This is a genomic window from Lawsonibacter hominis (assembly GCF_014287895.1).
In the GTDB taxonomy this organism is placed as follows: domain Bacteria; phylum Bacillota; class Clostridia; order Oscillospirales; family Oscillospiraceae; genus Lawsonibacter_A; species Lawsonibacter_A hominis.
Genome location: NZ_JACOPP010000006.1, coordinates 13,676 through 26,563, shown reverse-complemented (window position 1 = coordinate 26,563; position 12,888 = coordinate 13,676). Strand labels below are relative to the sequence as shown.

General features: G+C 64.9%; 11 protein-coding genes. All 11 read right to left on the bottom strand.

Going from position 1 to position 12,888, the window contains the following annotated elements; genetic code table 11:
- Nucleotides 1-154: 154 nt before the first annotated feature.
- The 11 genes from rpoD to H8S57_RS06205 all read right to left on the bottom strand — a co-directional run bounded on the left by rpoD (nt 155) and on the right by H8S57_RS06205 (nt 12,828).
- Entirely contained in the window at nt 155-1,492 is a 1,338-nt protein-coding gene (gene rpoD, locus H8S57_RS06255; RefSeq protein WP_369807601.1) for an RNA polymerase sigma factor RpoD, read from the bottom strand.
- A 4-nt stretch (nt 1,493-1,496) separates the two neighbouring features.
- Nucleotides 1,497-3,278, bottom strand: a complete 1,782-nt coding sequence (dnaG, locus tag H8S57_RS06250) for a DNA primase (RefSeq protein WP_186907227.1) — start codon at nt 3,276-3,278, stop codon at nt 1,497-1,499.
- 186 nt (nt 3,279-3,464) lie between these two features.
- Nucleotides 3,465-4,469 carry a deoxyguanosinetriphosphate triphosphohydrolase gene (locus H8S57_RS06245; RefSeq protein WP_186907226.1) on the bottom strand — a complete coding sequence of 335 codons (1,005 nt, stop codon included), beginning with the start codon at nt 4,467-4,469 and terminating at the stop codon, nt 3,465-3,467.
- 94 nt (nt 4,470-4,563) lie between these two features.
- Complete coding sequence (locus tag H8S57_RS06240) at nt 4,564-5,193, bottom strand: YigZ family protein (protein WP_186907225.1); 630 nt, start codon at nt 5,191-5,193, stop codon at nt 4,564-4,566.
- Complete coding sequence (locus tag H8S57_RS06235) at nt 5,190-5,723, bottom strand: GNAT family N-acetyltransferase (RefSeq protein WP_186907224.1); 534 nt, start codon at nt 5,721-5,723, stop codon at nt 5,190-5,192. The genes H8S57_RS06240 and H8S57_RS06235 overlap by 4 nt, the downstream gene beginning before the upstream one ends.
- On the bottom strand, nt 5,720-6,469 hold the full coding sequence (locus H8S57_RS06230; RefSeq protein ID WP_186907223.1) for an AAA family ATPase: 750 nt from the start codon (nt 6,467-6,469) through the stop codon (nt 5,720-5,722). Before H8S57_RS06230 ends, H8S57_RS06235 begins: the two co-directional genes overlap by 4 nt.
- A gap of 36 nt (nt 6,470-6,505) precedes the next feature.
- The gene (hflX, locus tag H8S57_RS06225) at nt 6,506-7,810 is read right to left on the bottom strand and encodes a GTPase HflX (protein WP_186907222.1); all 1,305 of its coding nucleotides are present in this window, start codon (nt 7,808-7,810) and stop codon (nt 6,506-6,508) included.
- Between the two features lie 14 nt (nt 7,811-7,824).
- Nucleotides 7,825-8,331 (bottom strand): flavin reductase family protein, encoded by a 507-nt coding sequence (locus tag H8S57_RS06220; RefSeq protein WP_186907221.1) that lies wholly within the window; start codon nt 8,329-8,331, stop codon nt 7,825-7,827.
- A 299-nt stretch (nt 8,332-8,630) separates the two neighbouring features.
- Nucleotides 8,631-8,837 carry a 50S ribosomal protein L31 gene (rpmE, locus tag H8S57_RS06215; RefSeq protein WP_007489589.1) on the bottom strand — a complete coding sequence of 69 codons (207 nt, stop codon included), beginning with the start codon at nt 8,835-8,837 and terminating at the stop codon, nt 8,631-8,633.
- A 125-nt stretch (nt 8,838-8,962) separates the two neighbouring features.
- The gene (gene addA / locus H8S57_RS06210; protein WP_186907220.1) at nt 8,963-12,556 is read right to left on the bottom strand and encodes a helicase-exonuclease AddAB subunit AddA; all 3,594 of its coding nucleotides are present in this window, start codon (nt 12,554-12,556) and stop codon (nt 8,963-8,965) included.
- A 50-nt stretch (nt 12,557-12,606) separates the two neighbouring features.
- Complete coding sequence (locus H8S57_RS06205; RefSeq protein WP_186907219.1) at nt 12,607-12,828, bottom strand: helix-turn-helix domain-containing protein; 222 nt, start codon at nt 12,826-12,828, stop codon at nt 12,607-12,609.
- Nucleotides 12,829-12,888 lie beyond the last annotated feature (60 nt).

The window sequence follows — 12,888 nt, the reverse complement described above, 5'->3', positions numbered from 1 at the left end:
GAGGCCACTTTCATCGGCCGCATACAAACACCCCCCAGGCAGGAGCCGCTCGCCTCCTGCCTGGGGGGTGTTTCCGCAGTTCAAACAGGCTTTCGCTTCTTGCTCCAGCCGGGAGGCACGCCGCTGCCCCTTGGCTGTGCAACGCTTCCGCCCCTTAGTTCAGAAAGTCCTTCAGCTTCTTGCTCCGGCTGGGATGGCGCAGTTTTCTCAGAGCCTTGGCCTCGATCTGGCGGATCCGTTCACGGGTCACGTTAAATTCCTTGCCCACTTCCTCCAGCGTGCGGGTGCGGCCGTCCTCAATTCCAAAGCGGAGCTTGAGCACCTTCTCCTCACGGGGCGTAAGCGTACTCAGCACATCCACCAGCTGCTCCTTGAGCAGGGTGAAGCTGGCGGCCTCCGAGGGCTCGGAGGCGTCCTCGTCGGGGATGAAATCCCCCAGATGGGAATCCTCCTCCTCACCGATGGGAGTCTCCAAGCTGACCGGCTCCTGGGCGATCTTCAGGATCTCCCGCACCTTATCCACCGGCATGGACATCTCCTCTGCGATCTCCTCGGGCGTGGGGTCGTGGCCCAGCTCCTGGAGCAGCTGCCGGGAGACTCGAATGACCTTGTTGATGGTCTCCACCATATGGACGGGGATCCGGATCGTGCGGGCCTGGTCTGCAATGGCCCGGGTAATAGCCTGGCGGATCCACCAGGTGGCATAGGTGGAGAACTTATAGCCCTTGGTGTAATCGAACTTCTCCACCGCCTTGATCAGCCCCAGGTTGCCCTCCTGGATCAGATCCAGGAAAAGCATGCCCCGGCCCACATACCGCTTTGCGATGGAGACCACCAGACGCAGGTTGGCCTCGGCCAGGCGCTGCTTGGCGGCCTCGCCGCGCTTCACCAGCCGCTTGAGCTCGGCCTCGTCCTCGGCGCTGAGTTCGATCTCCTCGCCCTCCCTGCGCGCGCGTTCCATCTCCTCCATCTGCTCCTTGGCGGCGTCGCCGGCGCCCATATCCTGGGCCAGCTCGATCTCCTCCTCCGGGGTGAGCAGATTTACCTTGCCGATCTCCTTCAGGTACATGCGCACCGGGTCGTCGATCCCAAACGAATCCACCAGGGTGTTGGGATCCACGATCTCCTCCTCGGGGATCTCCTCCAGCTCCTCGGCAGGGGGCACGAGATCGTCGGCCAGCTCGGGCAGGTAATCCTCCCCCACCGTGTCGATCCCCAGATTCTCCAGCGTGTCGTAAATCTTATCCATCTGCTCGGAACTCAGGTCCAGGTTCTCCAGCACGTCCATCAGCTCGCTGGACGAGAGGTTGCCCTTCTTTTTGCCCCGCTCGATGAGCTCGGCCAGCTTTTCCGCACCCTGAACGCCCTCGACCACCTTCATGATCTCGATCTTGCCCTGCTCCATCTTCTGTTCATTGCTGACGCTGGGCTTCTTCTGCGCTTCCAGGGTCAATGTGTGTACCTTTTTGCCGGCGGTGTTCTTTTCACTCATGCGGTCATCCTCCATAGCCTTTTTTCTCTCTGAATTTCTCCCGCGCCGCCAGCAGGGGGTCCACCTGATCCGTCCCCGACCGCTTGAGGGCCTCGGTCTCTATGATCTCTATGTAATCGCGCAGGGCCTGTTGGCTGTGGGCCAGAGACTCCGGCTGATCCATCACGCTTACCAAATGATTCATTTCCTCCGGGGAAAGCTCCCCGGCCAGAGCCGCCAGCTGCGTGGAGCGCCCCTCGCGGTGGCGGCGCAGCAGCAGGCCGTAGATTTTTGCCAGCGCCGGAGCGGAAAACTGCTCCGGCTTGAGCCCGGCCGTCTCTTGAAACAGTGCGCTCTCCAGCAGCAGCAGCCGGAGCACCCCCTCCTCCGCACGGGCAGAGCGCAGGTTGGCGTAGCGCAGCTCCCGCTCCTTCGGCTGGAGCTGGACGGCTGGGGTCAGGTCACGGCGCTCCTGTTTCTTTTTGGCCTGCTTCATGCGGCGGGCCAGCTCCCGCTTGACCTCCTGGGCCATGGCCTCGGCGGAGACGCCCGCGGCGGCGGCGGCCTTGTTGCCGTAGATCTCCCGTTCGATGGGGCTGCGCAGGGAGGCTACCGTCTCCACCGCTTCCCGCAGAAAAGCCAGCCGCCCCTCCTCGTCGGACAGATCGTGCCGCTGCTGCAGGGTATCCAGCTTGTAGTCGTTCTGCCCCGCGCTGCCGCTCAGGCACTTTTCAAAAGCGGCGGGGCCGAATTTTTTTACAAAGTCATCCGGGTCCTGTTTGAGCGGGTTCCCCGCGGCGTCGTACGCATTGGGCAGCTGCAGCACCCGTACGTTCAGGTCGGCGTTTCTCAGGATGCCCAGTACCCGGTCGGTGGATTTTTTCCCCGCCGGGTCGTTGTCGTAGCAGAGCACCAGTTCCCGGGTATACCGGGCGAGGATCCGGGCATGCTCCTCGGTAAGCGCGGTGCCCATCGTGGCCACTACGTTGTCAAAGCCCGCCTGATGCAGGGTGATCACGTCGATATTGCCCTCGACCAGCACCAGGTTGGGCCGCTTGGTGCTCTTGGCAAAATTCAGGGCGTAGATGAGCCGCCCCTTTTTGAACACGGCCGTCTCAGGGGTGTTGAGGTACTTCGCCCCCTCTTCTCCCGGCAGGATGCGGCTGGTAAAGCCGGTCACTTCCCCCCGCACGTCGATCACGGGGAGCATGAGCCGGGAGCGGAACTTATCGTAGACGCCGCCGTTTTTACCCGCCACGGCAAGGCCTGCTTCGATCAGCTCCAGCTTGGTATACCCCTGTTCCGACAAGGCGCGGATCAAGCCGTCCCACTGGTCCGGGGCGGCCCCCAAACCGAAGCGGGTGGCTGTGCGGGGGGTAATCTGCCGCTGGGCGATATAGTCCCGCACCCGCGCCCCGCCGGGGCTTTTGAGGTATTCGTGGTAGAACCGGGCCGCATCCCGGTTGGCCGCCAGGGCACGGGCGCGCTTTTTCCGGCTTTCGTCGTCGGCCGAAGCGTCCGGGACCTCCATCCCCGCCCGCTGGGCCAGCAGGCGTACCGCATCCACAAACGGCAGGTTCTCGATCTCCATAAGAAAGGAGATCACCCCGCCCCCCTTTCCGCAGCCAAAGCAGTGGTAGATCTGCTTCTCCTGAGACACGGAAAAGGAGGGCGTCTTTTCACTGTGAAAGGGACACAGGCCCCACAGATTGGCGCCCTTCTTTTTCAGGGATACGTAGGAGGACACCACATCGGAGATCTCGCTCCGGGCCACCAGTTCGTCGATAAATTGCTCCGGAATGGCCATGGCCGCCCTCCTTCCGACTATTTTTGCCGTGATCTGCCGGTTTCATACCCGCGCCCCGTCATTTCCTGCCCCACGCGGCACAGCCGCGCGGGGACCCCGTTTCAACTTCCTCGGGCGAACTGAATTCGCCCTGCGGCAAGGTTTTACCTGCGGCAAAACGCTTGGCGCGCTTGCGCGCGTCCGCGTCTATTTCACGCTCCACGCCTTTGGGATGAAGGCTTCGCCGAACTGCTCCACCGCAAATTTGTCCGTCATACCGGAAATGTAGTCGCAGACGGCGCGCTCCGGGCTCTCCTCCATACGGATCTCCTGGAATTCCGGGGGCAGCTTGTCCGGGTCTGCTCTATAGTATTCAAAGAGGCGGCGCAGCATGTCCTGCGCCTTGCCCTCCTCGCCCTTGGCCACCGGATTGCGGTAAACGTACTCAAACATGAACTCCCGCAGCTCGTGCATGGCGTCCCGGCAGGCGGCGGACTGGACGATTTCATTGCGCCCGGCGCTGCTTGCGATGATGTCCGTCACCAGGGTGTTGATGCGCTCGGAGTGGGTGAATCCCAGCATCTGAGAGACGCTCAGGGGAATATCCATAGGATAGATGATCTTGCCCCGAATGGCGTCGTCGATATCGTGGTTGATGTAGGCAATCTTATCCGCCAGGCGCAGAAGCTGGCCCTCCAGCGTCTCGGCCCGGTCGCTTCCCGTATGGCAGAGGATGCCCCGGCGCACCTCCCACGTCAGGTTGAGGCCCTCTCCGTCCTTCTCCAGCCGGTCCACCACCCGCAGGGACTGCTCGTTGTGGGCAAACCCGCCGGGCATGATCTCGTGGAGGACCCGCTCCCCGGCGTGGCCAAAGGGGGTATGGCCCAGATCATGGCCATAGGCGGCGGCCTCCGTCAGGTCTTCATTGAGGCGCAGCCCCCGTGCGATGGTACGGGCGATACGGGAGACCTCGATGGTGTGGGTCATACGGGTGCGGTAGTGGTCCCCCTCCGGCTCCAGGAATACCTGCGTTTTGTGCTTCAGCCGCCGGAATGCCTTGGAGTGGACGATGCGGTCGATGTCGCGCTGGAAGCAGGTGCGGGTGGGACACGGCTCCAGGGGACGCTCCCGCCCCCGCGAGGCCGATGCAAGACAGGCGAAGGGAGACAGCTGCGCCCGCTCCGCCGCTTCGGTCTGTTCTCTCAGTGTCAAGGGAAATGCCCTCCTCCCCTGCTTCCGCTATAACTGTATACGCTTTTTTTCGGAAAAACCCTTCTTTTTTCCGAAAGTTCATAATTTATTCATATTATTTGATCGGAACCGCACGATAGGCCTCCCCGCAGGCCCGGGGCAGGACCTCCCCGGCGGTCCGTTCGGTCACCGCCGCGATAAAGTCTTCCACCCGCTGCTCGGGCAGCAGCGCCCGGATGGTCACGTCTTCGGCGTACTCCACGCCGCCCAGCGCGCCGCCCTGGCGCTCCACCTCCAGCTTCATCCGCTCAAAAAGCCCGTAGGCGCAGGGCAGGGACAGCTCCACCCAGCGGCGCACCACGGAGATCCCGGCGGCATCCAACGCGTCCTTGGCGCTTTGGGTATAGGCCCGCACGAGCCCGCCGGCCCCAAGCAGCACGCCGCCGAAGTAGCGGGTGACCACACAGCAGACGTTTTCCACGCCCTCCCGCTGGAACACGCCCAGCATGGGCTGTCCCGCGGTACCTTGGGGTTCCCCGTCGTCGGAGCAGCGCTCCGCGCCCCCCGCGCGAAGCCGGTAGCACCAGCAGTTGTGCCGGGCGTCATAGTGCCGCTTTCTGACTGCCTCGATCCGGGCGCGGGCCTCCTTCTCGCTCTCTACGGGGAAGACCTGCCCCAGAAAACGGGAGCGCTTTTCCACCAGTTCGGTCTCGGCAGGGCCCGTCGGCACAAAATATTCCGTCACTGCATCCACTCCTCCCGGGTAATGGCATAATAGTGCGCCTGCCGTACTTCCCCCAGCTGCACTACCTCCTCCCGCCGGGAAAAGCGGTAGGTCATACCGCACTTTTCCATCACACGGCGGGATTTTACGTTGCCGTCATAGTAGGCCGCCCAAAGGGCCGCATAGCCCAGCGCCGTAAAGCCGTGCAGGAGGATCGCCTCCACCGCCTCCGGGATCAGGCCCTGCCCCCAGTGATCCCGGCACAGGGAATAGCCGATCTCCTCGCTGGGCAGACCCAGCCCCGGCTCGTGCTTATCCACGAATCCGGCCGAGCCGATCACCCGGCCGGTCTTCCGCAGCACCACCGCCAGGGTGTTGGAGGGCTGGAAGATGGTGCGGATCACCTCCAGGCTTTCCGCCAGACTCTCATGGGGCTTCCAGCCGGCGGGCGGCCCCACCTCCGGATGGCTGGCATAGGCGTACAGATCCTGTGCGTCTTCCTCGGCAAAGGGACGCAGGATCAGACGGGACGTCTCCAGGTACAGGCTCATGCTTCCTCCTCTCCGCCCTCCGCAAAGAGGACGCGCATCATCCGCTCCGGCGCGGCCAAAAAATCACGGGTGATCTGAACGTGCTCCGTCTCCTGCCAGGCCACCGGCGTGATGCCCGCCGCGCCGTCAAAGCGCAGGATCTCCGCCCGGGGGCAGGCCATCAGGATGGGGGAATGGGTGGCCACAATCAGCTGGGAGCCCTCCGACGCCAGACGGTGCAGCAGCGCCAGAAAGGTGAGCTGGCGGACCGGGGACAAGGCGGCCTCAGGCTCGTCCAGCAAATAAAGGCCCTGTCTCCGGAAACGGTTCTGGGCCAAGGCGAGCAGGCTCTCCCCATGGGATCGGCCGTGCAGGGAACGCCCGCCGAACTGCCGCAGAAAGCCCCGGTCGCCCCCAGCCAGCTCGTCCACATAGCTGGCCATGTTGTACAAGCTCTCGGAGCGGAGAAAATAGCCGTCCTGCGCAATGCAGCTCCCCCGCACCAGGCGCAGCCTGCGGTACAAGCCGGAGTGGGTGTCCCGGCTGGAAAACCGGAAATTCCGGGAGCCGCCCTCCGGATTAAAGCCCCAAGCCACGGCGATGGCCTCCAGCAGCGTGGATTTCCCGCTCCCGTTCTCCCCCACGAAGAAGGTGACCGGGCAGCGGAACTCCAGCCGTTTCAGCGCCGCCACTGCCGGAATGCGCCGCGTGTAGTCCGCCTCGTCCGCCGCCTCGTCCAGCTGCTCCAGGCCGCGCAGATAAAGCATATCCGTCACCTTCCTCTCCCCGGGCAAAGGCCGTCTTTATTCTTCCCAAAACTCCCTGGGCGGCGTCCAGCCGGAGACGATATAGCCCCGCAGACGGCCCAACTGCACCGGGGTGCACACGGCGGTGACCTCGATGGCCTCTCCGTAGTCCACCCGCTCCACCTTTGCCTGGCGGTGGAGCAGATCCACCAGCCCCCCCTGGTCGTAGGGGATCTGCAGCACCACCCGTCGTGCCCCGGTGTCCAGACGCGTTCCGATCATCTCCAGCAGCTTGTCCAGCCCCTGCCCCGTTTTCGCGGAGAGCGAGACGATGTCCGCCCCGTGGGGCAGGATATCGCCGGTATAGCAGTCCGCCTTGTTGAACACATCGATCCGGGGCGTCCCGGCGGAGCCCAGCTCATCGACCAGATGCTCCACCACCTCGGCCTGCTCCCGCCATTCGGGGTTGGAGGCGTCGATGACGTGGAGCAGCAGATCCGCGTAGGACAGCTCCTCCAAAGTAGCCTTGAAGGCCTCCACCAGGTGGTGGGGGAGCTTGCGGATAAAGCCCACGGTGTCGCTGAGCAGCACCGTACAGGTATCGCTGATCTCCAGGGTGCGTGTGGTGGTGTCCAGCGTGTCGAACAGACGGTCGTTGGCCGGGATCTCCGCGCCGGTGAGGGCGTTCAGAAGGGTGGACTTGCCCGCGTTGGTATAGCCCACCAGAGCCACCACCGGCACCTCGTTCTTCTCCCGCAGCTGCCGCTGGGTGGCGCGCACCCGCCGCACCTGCTCCAGTTCCTCCTGAAGCTTGGCGATCTTCCGGCGGATGTGCCGCCGGTCGGTCTCCAGCTGGGTCTCACCGGGGCCGCGGGTACCGATGGGGCTCTTTCCGCCGGAGGCGGTCTGCCGCACCAGGTGGCCCCACATGCCCGTCAGCCGGGGCAGCAGGTATTGGTACTGGGCCAGCTCCACCTGCAGCCGGCCCTCCCGTGTGCGGGCCCGCTGGGCAAAGATGTCCAGAATGAGGGCCGCACGGTCCAGCACCTGGACCCCCAATTCCTCGGACAATACCCGCTGCTGGGAGGGGGAAAGGGCATTGTCAAAGATGACCAGGTCCGCCCCCGCGTTCCGGACCAGCTCCTTTACCTCGGCGGTCTTGCCTTCTCCGATAAAGGTGCGCGCTTCCGGGGCGTCCCGGTTCTGCAGCGCCATGCCCACGCAAACGCCCCCCGCCGTCTCCAGCAGGGCTTCCAGCTCCTCCATGGACGCCTCCGTGGCGCACTCCTCCCGGGGCAGGCTGTGGGCGCTCAGGCCCACCAGCACCGCCCGGTCGCGCTTGTCTTCGGTATACTGCGTCATAAAACCTCCCCGTGTCAGGTCCGCTTCAGGACCTCCACGATCTCTCCGATATACATGCGGTGGTAATCCTTTCCGGGATAGCAGGCCCCGTCGATCTCCGCATCCAGAAAATGGGCCGGATCAAGATCCTGCCAGTAGGCTTTCTTACAGACCAGCACCAGCTCGGCCTGTTCAAAATAAGGGGCCTTCCCCTCGCCCGCCGCCACGGTGAAGCCGCACGCCTTCGCCTTGTCGACCTCCCGGCCGCTCTTGGCGCCGCACAGCGCGAGGGCCTTGTGGTACTCGCGGCCGAAAAAGGCCAGGGTAAAGAAATCGCTGCGCTCCACAAATTCATAGGTGTAGCGCTGGGGGCGGATATAGATGGTCGCCACGTTCTTGCCCCACAGCACCCCCAGGCCGCCCCAGCTGGCGGTCATGGTGTTGCAGTGTTCCGGTGTACCTGCGGTGATCAGCATCCACTGATCCCCGATCAGGGAAAAGACGTTTTCCTTCAGGGTCTTGGGGTCGATCTTCTCAAACATCGTGCTGCCTCCCTTTTACGCTTCGTCGGCTACAGTATATGCAGTAGACCCGTCAAAAAAGCCATTCGGACTTTGGGATCACGTTCTGCACGGCGGCCGCGGCTCAATTCCCCAGGAGAGGGTCCCTCCAGCTGCCGTGAGAAGCATCCGTCCGAAGGCGCATACGCTCAGAACGGACCGTTTTTCCCGTTGTCCCGCCGCCAGGCTTCCCCCCCCCGGGGGAGCTCCGGGGCCGCAGACACAGGATTTGTGCAAAAGAGCCCGTACCGAAACCGGTACGGGCTCCCTGAAATACCAACTTACTTCTTGTCCAGACCAAACTTCTTGTTGAAGCGGCTGACGCGTCCGCCAGTATCCACCATCTTCTGCTTGCCGGTGAAGAAGGGGTGACACTTAGAGCAGACTTCAACTCGAATGTCCTTCTTGGTAGACCCGGTTTCGATCACGTTACCGCAGGCGCATTTGATGGTGGTCTGTTCGTAGTTGGGATGGATGCCTTCCTTCATTGTGTGTTCACCTCTTTCTCTTCCTGGATATGGGCATGTGGGTAGAAAGTACCCGCAAACGCATTTGATATAATAACATGTCCCGGGCAAAAATGCAACTACTTTTTTCTCTTTTTTCGGCCGTCTCACAGGTCCACCGCCCGGTCCAGGGCGAAGAACCACAAAACCCGCCGCGTCACGGGGCGGCCGGTGATCTCGGCAAGGGCCCGGCTGTAGGCGGCCAGCTGTCCCCGGTATTCCTCCGCCCGGGCCGCCGCGGTTTGCTCCGTCACGCGGTCCGTCTTGAAATCCACCACCGTAATGCCCTGCGCCGTTTCAAAATAACAGTCCACCACGCCCTGGAGAAGCACCCGCTCCCCGGCGCCCGCATCCGGGTAATAGTCCCCGGCGTCGGCCAGGAGCGAAAATTTGAACTCCCGGTGCAGGGCGGCGCTCCCCCGTACCGCCCGGCCCAGCGGAGAGGCAAAAAAGGCGGTGATCTTCTCCGGCCGGACGGCCTGTCCCTGCTGGGGCGTCAGATAGGCCCCCTCCACCAGGCGGCGGATCTCCGCCTCCACCGCCGCCGCGGTATCGGTTCGGGCAAAGTCGATGTACTGCATCACCAGATGCAGGGCCGTTCCCTTCTGGGCCGGAGTAAGCCCAAATTCCTCGGCGGCGAACCGGGGGCGCTGCAGGGGCCGCGGGCGGGGGGGGTGTGGTGCCTGTTCGGCGGCCTCCTCGTCCAGAGCCCGGCCCTTGAGCTGGGTGGCGGTGAGCTTGGAGGGGATGGAGACGTCCCCCGCGTGGGGATAGCGCCAGCGCAGCCGCGCCGCCAGCGCTTCCGCATCCGTCTCCTCCTCTGCGTTCCGTTCCGGCCGCCGGGGCGCTGGCGCCGGGGCGGCGCGGAATTCTCCTGCGTCCACGACGCGCACGTCCCACGCCGGTCCGAACGGTACGTCCGGCGTTTCCACCTCCCGCTCCGCGGCCCGCCGGAGGGGCGCTCCATCCGGCCGGGCCAGGGCGGCCAGCAGCACCCACTGGCCGACGCTCTGGCAGCCCAGCAGCACCTGGGGCTCCACCGGGCAGCCCGCGTCGCCGGCCAGCCGCTCCAGCTCCCGCCCGCCCTGGGACAGGGCGCAGGAGAGGATCAGCTTCTCCTTGGCCCGGGTCATGGCCACATACAAAAGCCGCAGCTCCTCGGCCATCATTTCATACTCCAGCTGCCGGGCCACGGCGCTGCGCGCCAGCGTGGGGTACTCCACGCCCCGCTCCAGATCCAGCCGCTTGGGCCCCACCCCCAGCCGGGGGTGGAAGAGGATGGGGCGGCTCATGTCCTCCCGGTTGAGCCTGCGCATGAGCCCGCACAGGAAGACCACCGGAAATTCCAGCCCCTTGGACTTGTGGATGCTCATCAGGCGCACGCCGCCCCCCGTCCGGCCGGGGGCGGGCAGCGCCAGCTTGGCCCCGTTCTCCCGCAGGCGGGTCAGATAGGACAAAAAGCCGAACAGGCCCTTGTGGCCCGCGCCCTCAAAGCGGCGGGCCAGTTCGGCCAGCGCGAGCAGGTTGGACTGCCGGGTCTCCCCCTCGTCCATCGCGCCGAAGACGCCCAGCAGATTGGTCCGGTCGTAGAGATGCCAGAGCAGCTGGTGGCAGCTTCGATCTGCGGCGCCGAAGCGCAGCTCGGCCAGCTCAGCCAAAACGGCCGCGCAGTCCGCGCCGCCGTCGGCCTGCAGCGCGGCGTAAAAATCCCCCTCCGGCGCGGCGGAACGGATCTGGGCCAGCCGGTCGGCGGAAAAGGCATACACTGGGGAGCGCAGCACCGAGATGAGCGGCACATCCTGCCGGGGATTGTCCACGATCTGCAGCAGCGACAGCGCCACCGACACCTCGGTGGCAGAAAAGAAGTCCCCGCCGCCCTCCGCCTCCCAGGGGACGTCCCGCTCCCCCAGGGCGCGGGCGTAGTGGTGGAGCACGGTCCCGGGCGAGCGCAGCAGCACCACGATGTCCGAGGCCCGGACGGGACGCAGGCCCCCCGCTCCGTCGGAAACCGGAAAGCCCTCCTCCAGCAGCCGGCAGATCCGCCCGGCCACAAAGCGGGCCTCCAGCAGATCCCGCGGGGCTTTGCCGGGCCCCTCCTCCTCATCGTCTTCCTCCGCCGCGCAGTCCAGCGCATCCAGCTCCAGCGCGTAGAGAGCGCCGCCCTCCTCCTCCGCCTCCGGATAGTCCGCGCCGGGGTACAGGGCGTCCTCGTCGGTATAGTCCATCTCGCCGAACTCCTCCGACAGGAGGGCCCGGAAGAGGTAGTTGGCCCCCTCCAGCACCTGGGGGCGGGAGCGGAAGTTTTTGGACAAAATGATCCGCCGCTCCTCCCCCTCCGCGGCCTCGGTATAGGGCTTGAAGGAGCGGTATTTGCCCAAAAAGATGGTGGGATCGGCCAGACGGAAGCGGTAGATGGACTGCTTCACGTCCCCGACCAGAAACAGATTGCGCCCCTGCCGGGACAGGGCTTGAAAAATGGCGTTCTGGACCTGGTTGGTGTCCTGATACTCGTCCACCATGATCTCGTCGAACCGTCCGGCCCACTGCCGGGCCAGGGCGGTGGGGCCGCCGTCCTCCCCCACCAGCAGACGCACCGCCAGATGCTCCAGGTCCGAAAAGTCCAGCACGCCCCGCCGGGCCTTTTCGGCGGTATAGCGGGCCTCAAAGTCCTTTACCAGCGCAAACAGGCCCCGCACGGCCGGGTAGACCGCCCGCAGATCGCAGAGCAGTCCGGCGCTCTCGTCCCCGAACCAGTCCGCCAGCTTTTCCATGCGCTTTTTGCACTTGCTCCGGATGTCCTTGACCTGCCGGACCAGCGTCTCCGGGCAGCCGCCCATCTTTTTTCGCCCCGCCGCGGGGAACGGGATGGGCAGCGCGGCGCGGGCCGCGTCCCAGCCCCGCTGCGCGCCCGCCGCAAACGCCCGCAGCCCCTCCAGCGTGGCGGAGAGCGTGGGGCCGTAGTTGCCGTCCAGCCCCCCGTCCAGCGCGCACAGCTCCAGCGCACGGGCCACGCGCCCCGCCCAGTAGTCCGCCTGACGGCGGGCGTCGGCGAGCAGCAGTCTCCCCCAGGGGGTCTCGCCCGCCTCCTCCACCCCCTCCAGGGCAAAGGCGCGCTCCTGTGCGTCCAGCCAGGCCGCCGGGTCCGGATGGGCCTGGACCCGGCCCCGGATGTCCAGCACGATCTGCATGAGGCGGCTGTCATCCCGCCCGGCGGACATGGTATCCACCAGCCGGGCAAAATCGCTGCCCTCGGCCAGGCCCTCGTAGCGCTGCTCCAGCACGTCGTTGAGGGCGCGCAGCATCAGCACCCCCGCCTCCCCCTCGTCGCAGAGCTTGAAATCCGGGTCCAGGTCGATGGAATGGCCGCACTCCCGCAGAAACTGGGCGCAGAAGGCGTGGACGGTGGAGATATTCGCCTTGTAGACCAGCGTGGACTGGCGGCGCAGGCGGCGGTCGGCGGGAGCCTCTGCCAGCCGGGCGGAGAGCTCCTCCACAATGCGCGAGCGCAGCTCGGCGGCGGCGGCTTTGGTGTAAGTGATGATCAGAAAGCGGTCGATGTCCAGTCCCTCTCCCGTCACACGGGCCAGAAGCCGCTCCACCAGCACGCGGGTCTTGCCCGACCCGGCGGCGGCGGACACCAGCAGGGCTCCGCCCCGGTCGTCCACCACCGCCTGCTGTTCCTTTGTCAGGGAAAAGGCCATAGGGATCACCTCTTTTTCGATTGCTTCCGGTCCATGCGCCGCAACGGCCGTTACCGCGCGATCTCCCGGACCTCGGACCGTCCCACCAGATAATCCAGGGACACGTTAAAGTAGTCGGTCAATGCGATCAATCCATCAGAATCAGGCCGGTTTTTTCCCGCCTCATAATTATGGGCAGACCAGCGCGTTACCCCAAGCATTGCTCCAATGGTCTGCTGAAAAGCCTGTCTTTCTTCCCGCACAGCCGAAAGCCGCTCTTCAAACGACGCCATTTTATCCTTCCTCTCTTGACAAGGTGCGTTCATCTCACTCTACCAATTGTAGCGTTAAAT